The 20,444-nt window shown below is 59.5% G+C and carries 19 protein-coding genes and 1 pseudogene; 13 read left to right on the forward strand and 7 right to left on the reverse strand.

What is annotated here, in order from left to right:
* The first annotated feature begins 62 nt into the window (after positions 1 to 62).
* The 10 genes and pseudogenes from nuoJ to AC0T4W_RS22105 all read left to right on the forward strand — a co-directional run bounded on the left by nuoJ (position 63) and on the right by AC0T4W_RS22105 (position 11,679).
* Positions 63 to 572, forward strand: a complete 510-nt coding sequence (gene nuoJ / locus AC0T4W_RS22060; protein WP_090250589.1) for an NADH-quinone oxidoreductase subunit J — start codon at positions 63 to 65, stop codon at positions 570 to 572.
* Complete coding sequence (nuoK, locus tag AC0T4W_RS22065; protein ID WP_476322893.1) at positions 569 to 877, forward strand: NADH-quinone oxidoreductase subunit NuoK; 309 nt, start codon at positions 569 to 571, stop codon at positions 875 to 877. The genes nuoJ and nuoK overlap by 4 nt, the downstream gene beginning before the upstream one ends.
* Positions 874 to 2,724 carry an NADH-quinone oxidoreductase subunit L gene (gene nuoL / locus AC0T4W_RS22070; protein ID WP_476322896.1) on the forward strand — a complete coding sequence of 617 codons (1,851 nt, stop codon included), beginning with the start codon at positions 874 to 876 and terminating at the stop codon, positions 2,722 to 2,724. The genes nuoK and nuoL overlap by 4 nt, the downstream gene beginning before the upstream one ends.
* Before the next feature lie 15 nt (positions 2,725 to 2,739).
* Entirely contained in the window at positions 2,740 to 4,281 is a 1,542-nt protein-coding gene (gene nuoM, locus AC0T4W_RS22075; protein WP_476322899.1) for an NADH-quinone oxidoreductase subunit M, read from the forward strand.
* A gap of 7 nt (positions 4,282 to 4,288) precedes the next feature.
* Positions 4,289 to 5,764: an NADH-quinone oxidoreductase subunit NuoN gene (gene nuoN / locus AC0T4W_RS22080; RefSeq protein ID WP_476322902.1), complete on the forward strand. Its 1,476-nt coding sequence runs from the start codon at positions 4,289 to 4,291 to the stop codon at positions 5,762 to 5,764.
* Between the two features lie 30 nt (positions 5,765 to 5,794).
* Positions 5,795 to 6,646, forward strand: coding sequence for an SDR family oxidoreductase (locus AC0T4W_RS22085; RefSeq protein WP_476322904.1), 852 nt, complete (start codon positions 5,795 to 5,797; stop codon positions 6,644 to 6,646).
* 44 nt (positions 6,647 to 6,690) lie between these two features.
* Positions 6,691 to 6,881: pseudogene (locus AC0T4W_RS22090) on the forward strand (AraC family ligand binding domain-containing protein); the annotation flags it as partial.
* A gap of 102 nt (positions 6,882 to 6,983) precedes the next feature.
* The gene (locus tag AC0T4W_RS22095) at positions 6,984 to 8,630 is read left to right on the forward strand and encodes a DUF6531 domain-containing protein (protein WP_476322907.1); all 1,647 of its coding nucleotides are present in this window, start codon (positions 6,984 to 6,986) and stop codon (positions 8,628 to 8,630) included.
* Between the two features lie 17 nt (positions 8,631 to 8,647).
* Complete coding sequence (locus tag AC0T4W_RS22100) at positions 8,648 to 11,347, forward strand: RHS repeat-associated core domain-containing protein (RefSeq protein ID WP_476322909.1); 2,700 nt, start codon at positions 8,648 to 8,650, stop codon at positions 11,345 to 11,347.
* Entirely contained in the window at positions 11,344 to 11,679 is a 336-nt protein-coding gene (locus AC0T4W_RS22105) for a hypothetical protein (RefSeq protein ID WP_476322912.1), read from the forward strand. Before AC0T4W_RS22100 ends, AC0T4W_RS22105 begins: the two co-directional genes overlap by 4 nt.
* Positions 11,680 to 12,194: 515 nt before the next feature.
* Here AC0T4W_RS22105 and AC0T4W_RS22110 read toward each other — a convergent pair.
* The 6 genes from AC0T4W_RS22110 to AC0T4W_RS22135 all read right to left on the reverse strand — a co-directional run bounded on the left by AC0T4W_RS22110 (position 12,195) and on the right by AC0T4W_RS22135 (position 17,584).
* On the reverse strand, positions 12,195 to 12,929 hold the full coding sequence (locus AC0T4W_RS22110; protein ID WP_476322915.1) for a hypothetical protein: 735 nt from the start codon (positions 12,927 to 12,929) through the stop codon (positions 12,195 to 12,197).
* Between the two features lie 47 nt (positions 12,930 to 12,976).
* The gene (locus AC0T4W_RS22115; RefSeq protein WP_476322918.1) at positions 12,977 to 13,357 is read right to left on the reverse strand and encodes a RidA family protein; all 381 of its coding nucleotides are present in this window, start codon (positions 13,355 to 13,357) and stop codon (positions 12,977 to 12,979) included.
* A gap of 146 nt (positions 13,358 to 13,503) precedes the next feature.
* Complete coding sequence (gene spoT / locus AC0T4W_RS22120) at positions 13,504 to 15,612, reverse strand: bifunctional GTP diphosphokinase/guanosine-3',5'-bis pyrophosphate 3'-pyrophosphohydrolase (RefSeq protein ID WP_476322921.1); 2,109 nt, start codon at positions 15,610 to 15,612, stop codon at positions 13,504 to 13,506.
* A gap of 60 nt (positions 15,613 to 15,672) precedes the next feature.
* Positions 15,673 to 15,936, reverse strand: a complete 264-nt coding sequence (gene rpoZ / locus AC0T4W_RS22125; protein ID WP_090250565.1) for a DNA-directed RNA polymerase subunit omega — start codon at positions 15,934 to 15,936, stop codon at positions 15,673 to 15,675.
* 114 nt (positions 15,937 to 16,050) lie between these two features.
* A complete protein-coding gene (gene gmk, locus AC0T4W_RS22130) occupies positions 16,051 to 16,671 on the reverse strand; it encodes a guanylate kinase (protein ID WP_476322925.1) in 621 nt (206 codons plus the stop codon).
* 49 nt (positions 16,672 to 16,720) lie between these two features.
* Positions 16,721 to 17,584 carry a YicC/YloC family endoribonuclease gene (locus tag AC0T4W_RS22135; protein WP_476322928.1) on the reverse strand — a complete coding sequence of 288 codons (864 nt, stop codon included), beginning with the start codon at positions 17,582 to 17,584 and terminating at the stop codon, positions 16,721 to 16,723.
* 142 nt (positions 17,585 to 17,726) lie between these two features.
* On the opposite strand from AC0T4W_RS22135, the gene rph reads away from it, so the two are divergent.
* Both rph and AC0T4W_RS22145 read left to right on the forward strand, forming a co-directional pair.
* On the forward strand, positions 17,727 to 18,449 hold the full coding sequence (gene rph, locus AC0T4W_RS22140) for a ribonuclease PH (RefSeq protein ID WP_090379746.1): 723 nt from the start codon (positions 17,727 to 17,729) through the stop codon (positions 18,447 to 18,449).
* Between the two features lie 40 nt (positions 18,450 to 18,489).
* Positions 18,490 to 18,861 carry a DUF4870 domain-containing protein gene (locus tag AC0T4W_RS22145; RefSeq protein ID WP_476322932.1) on the forward strand — a complete coding sequence of 124 codons (372 nt, stop codon included), beginning with the start codon at positions 18,490 to 18,492 and terminating at the stop codon, positions 18,859 to 18,861.
* A 61-nt stretch (positions 18,862 to 18,922) separates the two neighbouring features.
* Here the strand turns inward: AC0T4W_RS22145 and AC0T4W_RS22150 are convergent, their stop codons facing one another.
* A complete protein-coding gene (locus tag AC0T4W_RS22150) occupies positions 18,923 to 19,702 on the reverse strand; it encodes an exodeoxyribonuclease III (RefSeq protein WP_475249260.1) in 780 nt (259 codons plus the stop codon).
* 92 nt (positions 19,703 to 19,794) lie between these two features.
* Between AC0T4W_RS22150 and pyrE the strand changes: the two genes are divergently transcribed.
* Positions 19,795 to 20,436 carry an orotate phosphoribosyltransferase gene (gene pyrE, locus AC0T4W_RS22155; RefSeq protein ID WP_476322936.1) on the forward strand — a complete coding sequence of 214 codons (642 nt, stop codon included), beginning with the start codon at positions 19,795 to 19,797 and terminating at the stop codon, positions 20,434 to 20,436.
* Positions 20,437 to 20,444: the final 8 nt, after the last annotated feature.

Consider the following 20,444-nt stretch of genomic DNA (forward strand, 5'->3'; position numbering starts at 1 on the left):
CCTTGTCTCAGCTGCGCTCGCGACGGCCTTAACAGACTCCTACGGAGATATAGAGGATCTATATGGAATTCGCTTTCTACCTCGCCGCCGGCGTTGCCGTGGCGGCCACATTCAGGGTGATCACCGCGAGCAATCCGGTGCATGCCCTGCTGTACCTGATTCTCTCGCTGCTGGCGGTGGCGATGACCTTCTTCGCCCTCGGTGCGCCCTTTGCCGGTGCGTTGGAGATCATCGTTTACGCTGGCGCAATCATGGTGCTGTTCGTCTTCGTGGTGATGATGCTTAACCTCGGCCCAGCGGCGGTCGAGCAAGAGCGCCAGTGGTTGACGCCTGGCATCTGGACTGGCCCGGCGATTCTCTCGGCGTTGTTGCTGGGGCAATTGCTCTATGTGCTGTTCCAGTCGCCCAGCGGCGCGGCCCTCGGCTTGCAGACCATTGATGCCAAGGCGGTCGGTATCGCCCTATACGGGCCTTACCTGCTGGCGGTGGAGCTGGCGTCGATGCTGCTGCTCGCCGCGCTGGTCGCGGCCTATCACCTCGGCCGTCACGATGCCAAGGAGCCAACGGCATGAATGCGATTCCCATGGAGCACGGCCTGGCGCTGGCCGGTGTGCTGTTCAGCCTCGGCCTGATTGGTCTGATGGTGCGGCGTAACATCCTTTTTATCTTGATGAGCCTGGAAGTGATGATGAACGCCACTGCCCTGGCCTTTGTGGTGGCGGGCAGCCGTTGGGCTCAGCCTGACGGCCAGGTGATGTTTATTCTGGTGATCACCCTGGCGGCCGCCGAAGCCAGTATCGGCCTGGCGATCCTGTTGCAGCTGTATCGCCGCTTCAACACCCTCGATGTCGACGCTGCCAGCGAGATGCGCGGATGAACCTTCTATTGCTGACCTGTGTCTTTCCGCTGCTGGGCTGGTTTCTCCTGGCCTTCTCGCGCGGGCGTTTCTCCGAAAATCTCTCGGCGCTGATTGGTGTTGGCTCGGTGGGCCTGTCCGCGCTGACCGCCGCCTGGGTGATCCTGCAGTTCAACCTTAATCCGCCAGCAGACGGCGTGTTCACCCAGGTGCTGTGGCAGTGGATGAGCGTGGCCGGTTTTGCGCCGAGCTTCACCCTGTACCTGGATGGCCTGTCGCTGACCATGCTCGGCGTGGTTACCGGAGTGGGTTTTCTGATCCACCTGTTCGCCAGCTGGTACATGCGCGGGGAGGAGGGCTACTCGCGCTTCTTCGCCTACACCAACCTGTTTATCTTCAGCATGCTGTTGCTGGTGCTGGGCGATAACTTGCTGGTGCTGTACTTCGGCTGGGAAGGCGTGGGGCTGTGCTCCTACCTGCTGATCGGCTTCTACTTTAAGCACACCGCCAACGGCAACGCGGCGCTAAAGGCTTTTATCGTCACCCGTATCGGCGATGTGTTTATGGCCATCGGCCTGTTTATCCTGTTCCTCCATCTGGGCACCCTGAATATTCAGGAGCTGATGGCGCTGGCGCCGCAGAAGTATGTGGAAGGCGACAGCTGGCTGTGGATCGCCACGCTGATGCTGCTCGGCGGCGCGGTGGGTAAATCCGCCCAGCTGCCGCTGCAAACCTGGTTGGCCGATGCAATGGCCGGCCCGACTCCGGTGTCGGCACTGATCCACGCGGCGACCATGGTCACCGCCGGTGTATACCTGATCGCTCGTACCCATGGCCTGTTTCTGCTGACCCCGGATATCCTCGAGCTGGTCGGCATCGTCGGCGGCGTGACCCTTGTGCTGGCTGGTTTTGCCGCGCTGGTGCAGACCGACATCAAGCGCATCCTTGCCTACTCGACCATGAGCCAGATCGGCTATATGTTCCTCGCCCTGGGTGTGGGCGCCTGGGACGCAGCGATCTTCCACCTGATGACCCACGCCTTCTTCAAAGCCCTGCTGTTCCTCGCTTCCGGTGCGGTGATCAACGCCTGCCATCATGAGCAGAACATCTTCAAGATGGGCGGTCTGTGGAAGAAACTGCCGTTGGCCTACGCCAGCTTTATCGTCGGCGGCGCGGCCCTGGCGGCGTTGCCGTTGATCACGGCGGGTTTCTACTCCAAGGATGAAATCCTTTGGGAAGCCTTTGCCAGCGGTCATCAGTGGCTGCTGTATGCCGGCCTGACCGGTGCCTTCCTGACTTCGCTCTACACCTTCCGCCTGATCTTTATCGCCTTCCATGGCGAGCAGAAGACCGAAGCCCATGCCGGCCATGGCGTCGCGCACTGGCTGCCGCTGGTAACCCTGATCGTACTGTCGACCTTTATTGGCGCGCTGATCAGCCCACCGCTGGCGGGCGTGCTGCCGCAGAGCGTCGGCCATGCCGGCGGCGAGGCCAAGCACAGCCTGGAAATCGCCTCGGGGGCCATCGCGATCATCGGCATCGTTCTCGCCGCGCTGCTGTTTCTCGGCAAGCGCAGCTTCGCCACCGCAGTGGCGCAGAGTGCGCCAGGGCGCTTCCTCTCGGCCTGGTGGTTTGCTGCCTGGGGCTTCGACTGGCTTTACGACAAGCTGTTTGTGCAGCCGTATCTGTTGCTTTGCCGGTTGCTCGGGCGTGACCCGATTGACCGCAGCATTGGCCTGATTCCGCGTCTGGTAAGGGGCGGTAATGCCCTGCTGGCCAGTAGCGAAACTGGCCAGGTGCGCTGGTACGCCACATCGATAGCCGGGGGCGCCGTGCTGGTGCTCGCCGTTCTTCTGTTTCTGAATTAAGGAAAATAGCCCGTCATGATTCTGCCCTGGCTAATCCTGATCCCCTTTATCGGCGGCCTGCTGTGCTGGCAGTGCGAGCGTTTCGGCAACATTCTGCCGCGCTGGATCGCCCTGCTGACCATGGCCCTGCTATTCGGCCTGAGCCTGTGGCTGTGGGCCACTGGTGATTTCAGTCTGGCTCCCGCTCCTAGTAATGGGCCGGGCGCTACGCCGCAATGGGCGGCCGAGTTCCAAGTGCCGTGGATCGAGCGTTTCGGCATTAGCGTTCATCTGGCGCTGGATGGCTTGTCGGTGCTGATGATCAGCCTCACCGGCCTGCTCGGTGTGCTTTCGGTGCTGTGTTCGTGGAACGAGATCCAGAACCGCGTCGGCTTTTTCCACCTCAACCTGATGTGGATTCTCGGCGGCGTGGTCGGCGTATTCCTCGCCGTCGACCTGTTTCTGTTCTTCTTCTTCTGGGAAATGATGCTGGTGCCGATGTACTTCCTCATCGCGCTCTGGGGTCATAGTGGCAGTGACGGCAAGACGCGCATCACCGCCGCCACCAAGTTTTTTATCTTCACCCAGGCCAGCGGTCTGATCATGTTGCTGGCGATTCTCGGCCTGGTGTTTGTGCACTTCGACCAGACCGGCGTGCTGACCTTCAGCTACGCCGAACTGCTCAACACCAAGATGGCCGCCGGCACCGAGTACATCCTGATGCTCGGCTTCTTTATCGCCTTTGCGGTGAAGTTTCCGGTGGTGCCGTTCCACTCCTGGCTGCCGGATGCCCACGCTCAGGCGCCGACCGCAGGCTCGGTGGACCTGGCCGGTATCCTCCTGAAAACCGCCGCTTACGGCCTGATGCGTTTTGCCCTGCCGCTGTTCCCTAATGCCTCGGCCGAGTTTGCGCCGATTGCCCAGTGGCTTGGCGTGTTCGCCATCATCTACGGCGCGCTGCTGTCGTTCGCGCAGACCGATATCAAGCGCCTGGTGGCCTACTCCAGCGTGTCGCATATGGGCTTTGTGCTCATCGCCATCTATTCCGCCAGCGAGATCGCCCTGCAGGGCGCGGTGGTGCAGATGCTCGCGCACGGTTTGTCCGCAGCGGCGCTGTTTATCCTCTGCGGCCAGCTGTATGAGCGCCTGCACACCCGCGATATGCGCGAGATGGGCGGTATCTGGGCGCGTATGCCCTGGTTGCCGGCGCTGAGCCTGTTCTTTGCTGCGGCGGCGCTGGGTCTACCGGGCACTGGCAACTTTGTCGGCGAATTTCTGATTCTGCTTGGCAGCTTCCAGAGTGCGCCGTGGGTCGTTGTGTTTGCAGCCACCGGCCTGGTGTTCGGCTCGGTCTACGCGCTGATCATGATTCACCGCGCCTACTTCGGCCCGGCCAAAGCCGACACCGCCTTGCCTGGCCTGCAGCTGCGCGAGTTGAGCATGGTGCTCGGCCTGGCTGTGCTGCTGATCCTGCTCGGTGTGTACCCGCAGCCGGTGCTCGACACCTCCGCCGCCAGCATGCAAGGCGTGCAGCAGTGGCTGGGTAGCGCCCTCAATCAACCTGTTCCGGCCCGGTAAGTAGCGTATGGAATTCACGACTCAACACTTTATCGCGCTGCTGCCGCTACTGATCACCAGCGCTACCGCCGTGGTGGTGATGCTGGCGATTGCCTGGAAGCGCAATCACACCATGACCTTCGGCCTCTCGGTGCTGGGCCTTAACCTGGCGCTGCTGTCGCTGCTGCCGGCCCTGGGCGTCACGCCGATCGAGGTCACGCCGCTGCTGCTGGTGGATAAATTCGCCTGCTACTACATGGCCCTGGTGCTGGCCGCGACCCTGGCCTGCGTGACGCTGACCCACGCCTACCTGGGCGGTGAGTCCGGCAAGGGTTACCCGGGCAACCGTGAAGAGCTGTACCTGCTGATGCTGCTGTCTGCCGCTGGCGGCCTGGTATTGGTCAGTGCGCAGCATCTGGCGGGCCTATTTATTGGCCTGGAACTGCTTTCGGTGCCGACCTACGGCATGATCGCCTACGCCTTCTTCAACAAGCGTTCGCTGGAAGCCGGCATCAAGTACATGGTGCTGTCTGCCGCCGGTTCAGCGTTTCTGCTGTTCGGCATGGCGCTGCTGTATGCCGAATCGGGCAACCTGACCTTCGCCGGCATCGGTGCCAAGTTGGCCGCCGATGGCCTGCCGAGCATGCTGGCGCAGCTGGGCGTGGGCATGATGTTGGTCGGTCTGTCCTTCAAGCTGTCGCTGGTGCCGTTCCATCTGTGGACGCCGGACGTTTACGAGGGCGCGCCGGCGCCGGTGGCAGCCTTCCTCGCCACGGCCAGCAAGGTTGCGGTATTTGCCGTGCTGCTGCGTCTGTATCAGATGTCACCAGCCACCGCAGGCGGCTGGTTGAATGACCTGCTGACGCTGATTGCCATCGCCTCGATCATCTTCGGCAACCTGCTGGCGCTGTTGCAGAACAACCTCAAGCGCCTGCTCGGTTATTCCTCCATCGCCCACTTCGGCTACCTGCTGGTGGCGCTGATCGCCAGCAAGGGCCTGGCCGTGGAAGCGGTGGGCGTGTACCTGGCCACCTACGTGCTGACCAGCCTCGGCGCGTTCGGCGTGATCACCCTGATGTCGACGCCCTACAACGGTCGCGATTGCGATGCGTTGTACGAATACCGTGGGCTGTTCTGGCGCCGCCCGTATCTGACTGCGGTGCTTACCGTGATGATGCTCTCGCTGGCCGGTATTCCGCTGACGGCCGGCTTTATCGGCAAGTTCTACGTGGTCGCCGCCGGCGTGCAATCGCAGCAATGGTGGCTGCTCGGTGCGTTGGTGATCGGCAGTGCTATCGGCGTGTTTTATTACCTGCGAGTGATGGTCACCCTGTTTATGGTCGAGCCGAACCTGCGCCGGCACGATGCCCCCTTCAACTGGGCGCAGCGCGCCGGCGGCATGATGCTGCTGTTTGTCGCCGTGCTGGCGTTCTTCCTCGGTGTGTATCCGCAGCCGCTATTGGAGCTGGTGCAACAGGCCAGCTTGGTGGCACTGTTGCCCTGATAAGCAACAGACCCTAAGGAATACGCAACGATGAGTAAGACACTGATGATTGCCGGCTGTGGTGATGTCGGCAGCCGTCTGGGTCAGCAGCTGAATGCTGCGGGCTGGACGGTGTACGGCCTGCGCCGCAGCATTCAGCTGTTGCCACAGGGCATTCGCCCGGTTGCCGGTGATCTGCATGCCGATGCCTGCCCGGCCGCCTGGCCGAGCGAGGCGCTGGATTATCTGGTGTATTGCGCGGCCGCCACCGAACACGACGAGGCCGGTTACCGCGCCGCTTATGTCGACGGCCTGCGCCGCGTGCTCGGTTGGCTGGCGCAACAGGGTCAGCGGCCCAAGCGCCTGCTGTTTGTCTCCAGCAGTGGCGTGTATGGCCAACAGCTCGGCGAGTGGGTGGATGAACGCTCGCCTGCAGAAGCCGACAGCTACTCCGGACGGATTATGCGCGAGGCTGAGCAGCTGGCCTTGCATAGCGGCCTGCCCGCTAGCCTGGTACGCCTCACCGGCATCTACGGCCCGGGCCGCGAATGGTTGCTCAAGCAGGTGCGCCAGGGTTATCGGGTGGCCAGTGAGCCGCCGCTGTACGGCAACCGCATCCATGTCGATGACGCGGCCGGGCTACTGGCCTATCTGCTGCAGGCCGATGCCCGTGGTGTGGCGCTGGATGACTGCTATATCGGCGTCGATGATCAGCCTGCGCCGCTGCATGAGGTGGTGGCCTGGTTGCGCGAGCAGCTGGATGTCAGCCATTGGTCCGAAGACTCAAGGGTGCGCCGCTCCGGCAGCAAACGCTGCAGCAACGCCCGCGCCCGCGCTCTGGGTTGGGCGCCGCAGTACCCGAGCTACCGCGAAGGTTACCGGGCGATTCTGGCGCAGTTGTGAGCACGGATGCCAACCGTCTGCTAGCCAAAGTCTGGTTGCCGGGCATGGAGCTGTTTCATGCTGATTTTTCCGGTCAGGCGTTTGCGCGCCACAGCCACGATGCTTTTGCCGTCGGGCTATCCTGCAGGGCGTTGGTGGTTACCAGTTGCATGCCCTGTCGGCCGGCACCCGGTCTCTGATAAATCCGCTGGAGGTCCACAGCGGTTATGCCGAGCCCGAGCGCCTGGTGCACAGGCAATGATGCGTTTTGAGCACCTGTACTCAATTGCTTAATGGCAATACCCGCTCCTTAGCTCTACGTTAAGACCTCGAACTTATCCACGGCAGGATTCAGAACATGGATCGTTCCTCTCGCGGGCTCAGCCTCGCCCTCGTTTTCTCAGCTTGTGCCCTTGCTCATCAGTCCTCATTTGCAGCCGCTAACTGCACAACTGGAGGCGTCAGTTACTTCGGGACTGAAGTCTATGCGGCTCCGCAAATACCGAACGGATCCGGGCAGTATCTTTACCAAATAGCAGCCCTTCGGTGCTCTGGTGGCAAGGTCATCAAATGGTTGGAAAATAGCGCCTGGTACACGCCAGACCAGATGATCGAAACCCTTAAAACTAGCAACCCCAACATGAAACGGGTTTTCCCCAACATCTGTAAGACCCATGCCGTGCTGCTGCACGACAACTTTACTGGGTCAGTCGATGGGGTTCCGGCCACCAGTTACGCCGTTGCCAAGCAAACTCACTTTGATGTGTTCGCCGGCGCTGTTTTCTATAACCGTCCTGCCGAGCTGACCTGTCCTGAGACTCCTGGTCTAGGCGATCCAAGCATACCAGGCACCTGCCCGGTGCAAACGGCCAATGGGCTGCTTGCCGGCCCAGCAATCCCGAGCTTGCTAAAAGCCGATCCTGTTAACGTTTCTAACGGAAACAGCTACCAGGTCGAAGTCGATTACGCCGGTCTTCCCGGCACCCAGATGCATTTTGCACGTCACTACAACAGCAAGACGGCAAACTGGACGAACACCTACTCGGCCAAGCTAAAGACTTCACCGACCCAAGTGCTGCTGGTTGATATTGACGGGCGAGAAAGCCTGTTCAGTGTCTCCGGAACGACCGTCACTGCTTCACCGAAGGAGTTGGGCCGTCTGGAGCAAACTGCTTCCGGGTGGCGCTATGACAGTACGCGAAATGAACACCTGCATTTCAACGCAGCAGGGCAGTTAACTCGAATCGACCGTGCTAACGGCACGTACGAGACGTTGGTGTACGGCACCAACAATATTGTGGTCACCGACTCGCTCGGCAGAACCATGACACTGACATTCAACACCGCCAAACGGCTGATCACCCTGGCAGCCGGCACCTATCAAGTGGCGTATACCTACAGTACCGCTGGCCGGGTAACTAAGGCGACCCGCACTCAAGGCGGGCAGAGCCTGGCGCGTACCTACCACTATGAGGACGCCCGTGAAGGTGGCTGGCTGACCGGCATCACCGATGAACGCAACATCCGGTACGTGACGTGGGCTTACGACGCCCAAGGTCGTGTGATCAGAAATGAGCTGAATGGTGCGCAGAACAAGTTCCTGTTCACCTACAACGCTAATGGCTCTACCACGATCACAAACCCGCTTAACAAGCAGTCCACCTACACCTTTCAAACGATTGCAGGTGCCAAGCGCATCACCGCTCTGGCAGGTGTTGCCTCCCCCAACTGCCCGAGCAGCAACTCGACGTTTACCTATGACAGTCGTGGCCTGATTAAGACCCGAACAGACAATAAGGGTTACATCACGAGCTACGACTACAACGCACGTGGTCTGGAGGTATCCCGTACAGAGTCTTCCGGCACACCTCAAGCACGTACGGTCACTACCGAATGGCACCCAACCCTCTATTTGCCGGTATCTATCACCGAGCCGGGACGCGTGATGCAGTTTGAGTATGACGCCCAAGGAAATCAGCTCAGCCAGACCATCACTGGGCTTTGATCAGAAGGAACTGACGAATGAATACTTCGCATCGTATGAGCCTGCTCGCCCTGGCTCTGGCAGCCTCTTTAGGCGTGTCCCACGCCCAGGCAGTCGAGCGCAACTGGAGCTACATCTACAACAGCCTTGGTCTGATCGAAACAGCCGACGGCCCGCGCACTGATGTGCAGGATGTCACCACCTACGGTTATGACGCCCAAGGCCACCTGACAACCGTCACCAATGCCCTTGGCCATATCACCCAGCTGTCCAACTTCGACAGCTATGGCAATCCGCAGAGTCTTACCGACGCCAATGGCGTGCAAACCAGCCTTACCTATACGCCGCAAGGTTGGTTGGCTTCAGCCAGTACCGCTGGCAGCACCACCAGTTTTGAACACGACGCCGTTGGCTTGATCACCAAGGTCATTCGGGGCGATGGCAGCTGGCTTAGTTACACCTGGGATGGCGCGCGCCGTCTGACCAAAATCACTAACAACCTCGGCGAAACCATCGAGTACAGCCTCGACGCCATGGGTAATCGCACTGCCCAGAATCTCAAGGATGCCTCTAGCAGTCTCACCCAGCAGCAAACCTGGGTGTATGACGAGCTCGGTCGCCTGCTGCGTTCGGTCGGTGCTGGCGGGCAAACTAGCGCCCAACAATACGACCTCAACGACAACCCGACGGTCAGCACCAACCCCAAGCAGCACAGTAGTACCCAAGCCTACGACGCCCTTAATCGCGTTGTCAGCAGCACCGATCCTCTCAGCGGCGTAACCGCCCTAGCGTACGATGCCCAGGACAACCTAACCCAGGTGCAAGACCCGCGTGGCGTTACCACCCAGTATCAGTACGACGGCCTCGGTAACCTCACCAAACAGATCAGCCCGGACAGTGGCACCACAACCTTTAGTCACGATGCAGCCGGTAACGTCATCAGCAAAACCGATGCGCGTGGTGTGGTCACCACCTACACCTATGACGCACTCAATCGCCTGACCGGTCGTCAGTATCCGGCCAGCCCAGCGCTAAACGTGCAGTACCACTACGACATGACTGCCGATGGTAATAAAGGTATTGGTCGCCTAACTGCCGTACAGGATGCCAGTGGTGTGCTCGGCTACAGCTATGACGAGCGTGGCAACCTGATCGGCCAGCTACGTTCGGTAGCGCTTAGCAATGGCGATCACTACGACAGCCTTGGCTATGACTATGACGGGGCCAACCAACTAGCCCGCATCGACTATCCAGTGGGTTTTAGTGTCCTTTACCCGCGCAATGCCGCCGGCCAGGTCAGCCAGGTGCTATTACGAGTGGGGAGCGGCCAACCTTTTGCGGTGGCCAGCAACATCAGCTACCTGCCTTTCGGTCCACTCAATAACCTTACCTGGGGCAACGGCGTCAGCCTGAGCCGCAGTTACGATCAGGACTACCGCCTATTCCAGCAAGGCGTAGCCGGCTGGAATAGCACTTACGGCTATGACGCTAACAGCAACATCACCTCCCTGAGCAGCAGCCTGCTGGGTGAGCTCAATTACAGCTACGACGCCCTTGATCGCCTGACGGCTGAGCAGCGCGCTGATCGTCAGCAGTCTTATAGCTACGATGCCGTCGGCAACCGGACAGGCAAAACCGTCACGCCAATCGTCGATGGCGAAGCACAAACCAGCACATTGCAAACCTACCAGTACGCCAGCGGCAGCAATCGCCTGACCCAGTTTGATGAACAGGATGTTGTCACCGATGCTGTGGGTAATCTGACTCAGGATCGCACCAACCGCGAACTGGAGTACGACGCACAAAACCGCCTGACCAGCGTCAAGCTTGCCGGCAACACCGTGGCTGAATTCCGCTACAACGCCTTGGGCCAACGCACCCACAAACGCAACGCGCAAGGCACCACCATCTTTCTGTACGGGCCGGATGATCAGTTGCTAGGAGAGCAGCAGTTCAACAGCCAAGGCAGCAAACTTAGCGCTCAGTACTACATTTGGCTAGACAGCATGCCGCTGGGTGGCGTGAGCATCACGTTTGACGGCCAAGGCGCTATTGCCAGCAGCGAGCCGTTCTACTTGCACAGCGACCACCTGAATACACCGCGTATGGCCACCAACCAAACTCAACAGAATATTTGGCAATGGCAGTCGGATGCGTTTGGTGTGGGTCAAGCCAGCGGTACTTTGGCCATGAACCTGCGTTTTCCAGGACAGTACTTCGATCAGGAAAGTGGACTTCACTACAACTACTTCCGCGATTACGACCCCGAGACGGGGCGGTACGTCGAAAGCGATCCGATTGGGTTGAATGGGGGATTGAATACCTATGGGTATGTAGCTGGAAATCCCCTTAGGTATGTTGATCCTTATGGACTCGCTTTAGAGGATTGGGGCGGTCGGGGTTTCCCGACTCCTGATGAGCACTTCAACCGTAATAGAAATAATTCCTGCCCGCAGAAAGAACCCAAAGAGTGCGGTTTCTGGGATCAGGATAATGGTGGAACAGGCAAGTACAGGGCGCCGAATGGTTGGGAGTGTAAATATGATGGAAATGGAGATTTGTTACCCGATACCGTTTCTAATGGAGAGCAAAATTACTCCCACAATTATGCAGGTGGCACCTTCCCGTGGAATCCACTGCATATATGGCAGGATGTTGTTCCTCACTTTTACTATGGCCCTGCAGACGGTTCTTATGCAGATGGACTTACAAACACTAAGGTTCCGACACCGTTTTGAAAAGCATAAATAACACAAAATATTTTTCTGTCGTGGCTGTGGCTGCTTTGGCGAGCATGTTGGTTGCTCGCCAAGAGCTAGCCCAGTCTTTTGAATTTAGTCGATGGCTTTGGTTGTCTGTTAGCGTCCTTAGTGGTCCATGCTATGCGCTGGCAATGATGTGGGGTGAAAAGAAAACAATAGTTGATATTGTCTTTGTGGTGGTGATTGCAATTATCGCCTTACTACCATTTGTAATTGCATTGAGGCGAAAAAGCATACTGATGTTTTCTATCGCCGCTAGTGTATGGGTGTTTATTGGCTATGTAGTGGCGATAGCTATATATATTTAACTTGGTAGGGCAGGTGAACCCCGCAGGGGAAAAGGGGACGGATTTATTTAAACATTCCACCTCGGTGACCGAGCCCGGTAGCGCGGGTCATTGACCCGCACTGATCGGTCTGCCGGTTAATGCTGGATTGTTTAATTTATTGCCGGCCTGTTCTTTTTAATTAAAAAAGCAACGCCCTAAGCCCAGCTAATCGCTGGGCTTTTTTGTGGTTCTTTTTAGCTGCTGGTTTTTATGTCGCCGTTTGCTGAATAACCGTGTCGAGCATTTCCATCACAAACTGCTGTTTGGCGCGGGGCAGTTGGCGAACCTTCTCGATCTGCTGCTGCAGCCTGGAGTCGGGGCCGCGCCGGCCTTAAAACCGGCCTCGGAATGCTCATTTACAGCCAGTAAACTTGTATGCGAGCCCAGTTCGCTTCCTCGGTCGCTTTGACCAGTCGGAGGCTGCTACTGGCGCAGCGCCTTGTCTTGCCTGCCTCGCCTGCGTTTTTCAACGGCCTGCTAGCGTTCAGTGCGGCCTAGCGTTTGACCAGCAGCCAGCGCTGCTGGCCTTTGTAGTAGCTGGGCATTTCATCGATCTGTGAGCGGTTGAGCGCTTCGAAAACGCGCATTTGTTCGCCTTCACGCTCGAATAGCCAGCTTTGCCCCTGATCGCCCAGTTGCAGCCAGAGGCTGTCGAATTCACCGCTCATGGTCGCGCAGTCACCTGCCAGGCATAGCGCATAGCGGTCCGCGCCTGGCAGGCCCTGCAGGCCGCCATCGGCCTGGAACAGCACCAGACCGCCTTCGCCCAAGCCTTCCTTGATTAGCCAGGTGCCGCCCAGGTAAGCGCTGTACAACGCTTGCTCGAAGCTGCTACCCGGTGGCGCAAGCAGGCCGGGTGTGACGGGTGTGCGGACAAAGCGTTGTTCCGGCCAGGTGTCGCTCTGCGCCTGAACCAGTTCATCGCCGTTGAGGCTCAGGCTTTCCTGAAAGTCACCGTAGAACTGCACGCGCAGCTGGCCATCGGCCTGGCGTTCGAAACGGCCTTCGCCGCGCTCGAAACCATTGCTGAAGCTGGCCAGCTGGCGCGGATTGTCGAGCTGCCACTCCAGATTGGGACCGTAGGCCAGCAGAGCTTCGCGTAGGCTGCCACCTTCTACGGCTGCTTCAATGGCGGCCTGGTTGATCCAGGTGCCGCTGGGATCGGGCGAAGGCGTGGCGCAACCGCTGAGCAGGACGCCGGAGAGCAAAGCAACAGACAGGCAACGCATGGGGCGTCCTCAAGAGGGAAGGGCGGGGCAGCGGCCCCGCGAGGGACTTATTCGAGAACCAGAATAGCGTCCATTTCGACCTGGGCACCCTTGGGCAGTGCGGCCACGCCGATGGCGGCACGCGCCGGATAGGGCTGCTGGAAGTAGCGGCCCATGACTTCGTTGACGGTGGCGAAGTGCGACAGGTCGGTGAGGAAGATATTGAGCTTGACCACGTCCCTGAACGAGCCGCCCGCCGCCTCCATCACCGCCTTGAGGTTCTCGAAGACCTGCACGGTCTGGGCTTCAAAGCCTTCCACTAGCTCCATGGTTTTCGGGTCCAGCGGGATTTGCCCGGACATGTAGACGGTGTTGCCCGCCTTGATCGCTTGGGAATAGGTGCCGATGGCGGCTGGGGCTTTGTCGCTGGTGATAACGCTCTTGCTCATGGGAACTCCTGCAAAGCTGATGGGAAAAACACGGCGGCACGCATGGGCGCACTGCCAGTTAGATTGCCTAGGCTCGGTGAAAGCCACAGCGGCTGTCAAAGTACAGCTGGCGGCTGATTACGCTGTGCAATTTTGGTGTTGGCCGGTTAGGCGCGCGCACGGGTGATGCGAATTACTCCGGCCAAGGCGCGCAGCTTCTTGATCACGCGGGCCAGGTGCACGCGGTCATGCACGCTGACCACCAGCTGCACGACGCTGGTGCGGCCATCGCGTTCGTCCATGCTGATCTTCTCGATATTGCCATCGGCGGCGTTGACGCTGCCGGCCAGCAGGGCGATCAGGCCGCGCTGGTGTTCCAGTTCGATGCGCAGTTCGACATTGAACTCGCCGACCACGTCCTTGGCCCAGGACAACTGGATGCATTTTTCCGGGTTGTGGCGGATTTCACCGATGTTTTTGCAGCCGTCCAGGTGCACCACCATGCCTTTGCCGGCGGACAGGTGGCCAACAATCGGATCGCCCGGAATCGGCGTGCAGCATTTGGCGTAACTCAGCACCAGGCCTTCGGTGCCGCGAATCGCCAGTGGGCCTTCGCTGCTCGGCAGGGCTTCGTTGGTGTCGCTGAGCAGGCGGCGCGCCACCACATAGGCCATGCGGTTGCCCAGGCCGATGTCTTCCAGCAGGTCTTCGATGACGTCCTGATGGTATTCGGTGAGCACAGCCTTGACTCGCTCGGGCGAGAGCTTGTCGATACGGCTGTCGAAGCCGGTCAGCACCTTGTTCAGCAGGCGCTCGCCAAGGCTGATGGATTCCGAGCGCCGCTGCAGCTTTAGCGCATGGCGAATGTGCGTGCGCGCCTTGCCGGTGACCACAAAACTCAACCAGGCCGGGTTTGGCCGTGCACCAGGCGCGGTGACAATTTCCACCGTCGAGCCGCTTTCCAATGCTTGCGACAGCGGCGCCAGACGGCGGTTGATGCGGCAGGCGATGCAGGTGTTGCCGACGTCTGTGTGCACGGCGTAGGCGAAGTCCACCGCCGTGGAGCCTTTCGGCAGCTCCATGATGCGGCCCTTGGGCGTGAACACGTAGACCTCGTCGGGGAACAGGTCGATCTTTACGCTCTCGATAAATTCCAGCGAATTGCCGGCGCGTTGCTGCATTTCCAGTACGCCCTTGACCCACTGTCGCGCGCGGGCATGGCTGCCTTTGGGCTGGTCTTCCTCGTTGGATTTGTACAGCCAGTGCGCGGCAATGCCGTTGTTGGCCAGCTCTTCCATCTCACGGGTGCGGATCTGAATCTCGATCGGTACGCCGTGCATACCGAACAACGTGGTGTGCAGCGACTGGTAGCCGTTGGCCTTGGGGATCGCGATGTAATCCTTGAAGCGGCCGGGCAAGGGCTTGTACAGGTTATGCACGGCGCCGAGCACGCGGTAGCAGGTGTCGACCTTGTCGACGATGATGCGGAAGGCGTAGACGTCCATGATTTCGTTGAACGCCCGGCGCTTGCCGCGCATCTTCTGGTAGATGCCGTAGAGGTGCTTCTCGCGGCCCATCACCTCGCCTTCCATGCCTTCGCGGGCCAGGCAGTGGGTGATCGACTCTTCGATCTTGTTGACGATTTCCTTACGGTTGCCCCGAGCACGCTTGACCGCTGTGCGGATGCGCTCGGAGCGCATCGGGTGCATGGCCTTGAAACCCAAGTCTTCGAACTCGATGCGCATGCTGTGCATGCCCAGGCGGTTGGCAATCGGTGCGTAGATTTCCAGGGTTTCTTTGGCGATACGTCGGCGTTTCTCGCCGGACAGCACTTCCAGGGTGCGCATGTTGTGCAGGCGGTCGGCCAGTTTGACCAGGATCACGCGGATATCGCGGGCCATGGCCATGGCCATTTTCTGGAAGTTTTCAGCCTGGGCCTCGGCCTTGGTCTCGAAGTTCATCTGGGTCAGTTTGCTGACCCCATCGACCAGTTCCGCCACGGATTCGCCGAACTGCGCGTCCAGGGCTTCTTTGGCAATGCCGGTGTCTTCGATCACGTCATGCAGCATCGCGGCCATCAGGCTCTGATGGTCCATGTGCATATCAGCCAGGATGCACGCCACTGCCAGAGGATGGGTGACGTAGGCTTCGCCGCTGCGGCGGCGTTGGCCGTCGTGGGCTTGTTCGGCGTAGAAATAAGCGCGGCGCACCAGGTTGACCTGGTCGCCGTCGAGGTAGGTCAAAAGTCTGTCGGCGAGGGCGTCTATGCTCGGCATGGGCGTTCCCCGTGCCGATTCAGATGACCCTGCGCCTGACGACGTCGACCCGGCATAGGCTTACAGAGGCTCGTTCGCCTCTTCCTCGAATGCAGCAAACAGTGGTTCTTCTTCGACGATATCGTCTTGGGCGATGACGTCATAGCTCATCAGGCCAGCGGCGATTTCACGCAGTGCGACTACGGTTGGCTTGTCATTTTCCCAAGCCAGCTTCGGCTCTTTGCCACCGGTAGCCAGTTGGCGCGAACGCTTGGTGGCGAGCATGACCAGCTCAAAGCGGTTATCAACGTGATCCAGGCAATCTTCGACGGTAACGCGGGCCATGGTGTTCCTCGTAGCAAATGCGTAATAGAGCTGGGCCCAAATGGGCGAGCGGACTGGATAGTCTAAAAAATCACCAGCATTAAGGGAAGCTTTGATTTGCCGCCGTGCGATAAGTCAGACCAGTAACTCGCTGAGCAGGCCGCTGTGGCGTTGCTGTTGCGGGCTTTGCAGCAGCTGATTGGCGCGAAAAATCGCCTTCAGATCGCTCAGTGCGTGGGCGAAATCATCGTTGATCAGCAGGTAGTCGTATTCGACGTAGTGGCTCATCTCGCTGACGGCTTCACGCATGCGCCGCTCGATGATCTCGCCGCTGTCCTGGCCGCGATTGGTCAGGCGATGGCGCAGCGCTTCCTGGGTCGGAGGCAGAATAAAGATGGACTTGGCTTCCGGCATCAGCCGGCGTACCTGCTGTGCGCCTTGCCAGTCGATTTCCAGAATCAGGTCGAAGCCGTCGCGCAGGGTCTGTTTGACCCATTCTTGCGAGGTGCCATAGAGGTTGCCGAAGACTTCCGCGTGTTCAAGAAATTCGGTCTTGTCGAGCATGGCGTGAAACTGCTCGCGGCTGACGAAGTGATAGTTCACCCCATCCACTTCACCCTGGCGCATGGCGCGGGTGGTGTGCGAGACGGAGACACGGATCTGCGCCTCGCTGTCGATCAGCGCCTTGACCAGGCTGGTTTTGCCCGCGCCGGACGGGGCGGAAATGATGTAAAGGGTGCCGGTGGTTATGCTCATGGATCAATCCTGGAAAGCGTTGTTCGAAGAGTAGCAGTGGCGGTTTGCCTTACTCGATGTTCTGCACTTGTTCGCGCATCTGCTCGATCAGCACTTTCAGGTTGACTGCCGCTTGGGTGCTGCGAGTGTCGAAAGCCTTGGAGCCGAGGGTGTTGGCTTCGCGGTTGAGTTCCTGCATCAGGAAATCCAGGCGCCGGCCGGCTTGGCCGCCGGTTTTTAGCACACGGCGTACTTCGCTGACGTGGGTGCTGAGGCGGTCCAGCTCTTCGGCTACATCGCTTTTCTGCGCCAGTATCACCAGTTCCTGCTCCAGGCGCTGTGGGTCCAGTTCAGCTTGCATTTCGGCGCAGCGGTCGAGAATCTTCTGCCGTTGCCCGGCCAGCATCTGCGGCACCAGTTCACGCAGGGCGACCACCTGTTCGAGGATGCTGTCCAAGCGCTCATTAAGCAGCTTGGCCAGCTCACTGCCTTCACGCTCGCGGCTTTGTTTCAGCTCGATCAGCGCTTGGCTGAACAGGCTCAGGGCGCTTTGATTCAGTGCCTGCGGATCGGCGGCATCGGCCACCAGTACGCCGGGCCAGCCGAGCACTTCCAGCGGGTTGAGTGCGGCGGGCTGCTTGATCAGGCCAGCTACGCTCTCGGCGGCGGCGATCAGCTGGGCGGCACGCTCCGGGTCGACTTGCAGGGCTTTACCGGCATTGTCATCGCTAAAGCGCAGGGTGCATTCGACTTTGCCGCGCGACAGGCCGTTGCGCAGGGCCTCGCGCACCGCACCTTCGAGGTCGCGGAAACTTTCCGGCAAGCGCAGATGGGGTTCCAGGTAGCGATGGTTGACCGAGCGCAGCTCCCAGCTCAGGGTGCCGTTGGCGCCGGCCTGCTCGGCGCGGGCAAAGGCAGTCATGCTATGGATCATGGGGCGAACCTCGGGAAAAGTCGGAGCTGAAAGCGCAGGATTGTAGCGCAGTGCGTCGGCCGCTCCCAATTCGACACACCCGCTACGGGCTTACGGCCCTATAATACCGGGCAGATTTTTTATTCAGAGCAGGAATTCCTAGATGAAACGTCCCAGTGGCCGCGCCGCCGATCAGTTGCGCTCGATTCGCATCACCCGCAACTACACCAAGCATGCCGAGGGTTCGGTGCTGGTGGAGTTTGGCGATACCAAAGTGATTTGCACGGTCAGTGTCGAGTCGGGCGTGCCGCGTTTCCTCAAAGGCCAGGGCCAGGGTTGGTTGACTGCCGAGTACGGCATGCTGCCGCGCGCCACCGGCGACCGTAACCAGCGTGAAGCCAGCCGTGGCAAGCAGGGCGGCCGTACTCTGGAAATCCAGCGCCTGATCGGCCGTTCGCTGCGCGCTGCGCTGGATATGTCCAAACTGGGTGAGAACACCCTGTACGTCGACTGCGACGTGATCCAGGCTGACGGCGGCACCCGCACTGCATCCATCACAGGTGCCATGGTGGCTGTGATTGATGCGCTGAAAGTGATCAAGAAGCGTGGCGGCCTGAAAGGCGGCGACCCGCTCAAGCAGATGATTGCCGCCGTGTCGGTGGGCATGTATCAGGGCGAGCCGGTACTGGATCTGGATTACCTGGAAGATTCGGCTGCGGAAACCGACCTCAACGTAGTGATGACCAGCACTGGTGGCTTTATCGAAGTGCAGGGCACTGCCGAGGGCGCACCGTTCCAGCCGGCTGAGCTAAATGCCATGTTGGCGTTGGCGCAGAAAGGCATGACTGAGCTGTTCGAGCTGCAGCAAGCGGCTCTGGCTGACTGATTGAGCTGTAATCCACGCCCATCACGCACGGAGAAGCACCATGAGCGACGAGTCCCAAGCACCACAACCGATTCCCGGACCAGAAGCCCGCCAGTGGGCCATGTTCTGCCACTTTGCCGCCTTTCTCGGGCTGGTGATTCCCTTTGGTAACCTGCTTGGGCCGTTGATCGTCTGGCAGATCAAGAAGGATCTCGATCCGTTCGTCGATGCTCAAGGCAAGGAAGCGCTGAACTTCCAGATCAGTGTGGCCTTGGCCGCGCTGCTGTGTTTCCTGCTGATGGTGGTGGTGATCGGTTTTCCGCTGCTGGTGCTGGTCAGCATCGCGGCGTTGGTGTTGACCATCATCGCCGGGATCAAGGCCAATGAAGGTCAGGCGTATCGGTATCCCTTTGCCTGGCGCTTGGTGAAATAAGCGTTGTGCGGATAATAAAAAGCCGGCACATCTGCCGGCTTTTTGCTGTCTGTTGAACGGGTTATACGCTGAGCATCCAGTCGTAATCGACGATCAGCGGCGCGTGCTGGGAGAAGCGAGGCTGACGCGGCAGGCGTGCGCTGCGGATGCTGCGGCGCATGCCGGGCGTGAGTAGCTGATAGTCGAAGCGATAGCCGAGGTTGAGCAGCTCAGCCTGCTCGCTGTCCGGCCACCAGCTGAACTGATCGCCTTCACGACTGACCTCGCGCAGCGCATCGACATAACCCATGGTGCCAATCACTTCATCCAGCCAGGCGCGCTCGGGTGCGAGGAAGCCCGGTGATTGCTGGCAGTCGCGCCAGTTTTTCACATCGAGCTTCTGGTGCGCCACATAGAACGAGCCGCAATAGATGTACTCGCGGCGCTTGCGGCGCTGTTTGTCCAAATAATGGGTGAAGTCGTCCATAAACTTGAATTTCTGATTCAAGCTCTCATCACCTTGCTGCCCCGAAGGCATGAGCAAGGTGGCGATACTTACTTTGTCAAAATCGGCCTGCAGGTAGCGCCCATAGCGATCGGCCATTTCAAAGCCCAGACCGCTGATTACCGCCTTGGGTTGCAATCGCGAATACAGCGCCACGCCACCTTGGCTGGGCACTTCTGCATCGCAGGCATAGAGGAAATAGCCATCCAGTTGGAGGGCTTGGTCGTCCAGCTCAAAGGCGGAGGCGCGGGTGTCCTGCAGGCAGATGACGTCGGCATTCTGTGCTTGCAGCCAACTGAGCAAACCGCGCTCGACTGCCGCATGAATACCATTCACGTTCACACTGATGATCCGCATAAATGGCCCCAAAAATCACGTGCGTGTATGATACCCGAGCTCGTGTCTAATAAGTAATTTCCTAGCAAAACCGTGCGGTCCGGGGCTTTTTCATGCAAGCGTATCAACGCGATTTCATCCGTTTTGCCATCGAGCGTGGGGTTCTGCGTTTTGGCAAGTTCACCCTCAAGTCCGGGCGTATCAGTCCTTATTTCTTCAATGCCGGGCTGTTTGACAGCGGCTTGGCCTTGGCCCAGCTCGGGCGTTTTTACGCGGCGGCCGTAGTGGACAGCGGTATCGACTTCGACGTGTTGTTTGGTCCGGCCTATAAAGGTATTCCACTGGCGGCGACCACTGCGGTGGCGTTGGCTGAGTATCACCAGCGCGATATGCCCTGGTGTTTCAACCGCAAGGAAGCCAAGGACCACGGCGAAGGTGGCACGCTAGTCGGCGCAGCGCTGGCGGGCCGGGTGCTGATCATTGATGACGTGATTACCGCCGGTACGGCGATTCGGGAAGTGATGCAGATCATCCAGGCGCAGGGCGCGCAAGCGGCCGGTGTGCTGATCGCGCTGAACCGTCAGGAGCGCGGCAAAGGCGAGCTGTCGGCAATCCAGGAAGTCGAGCGCGACTATGGCATGCCGGTGGTGAGCATTGTGTCACTCGAACAGGTACTGGAATATCTGGCAGAGGATGCTGAACTCAAGCAGTATCTGCCAGCGGTACAAGCCTACCGCGCCGAATACGGAATCTAACCTGCCGA

This window comes from Pseudomonas sp. C7.1, from assembly GCF_056312395.1.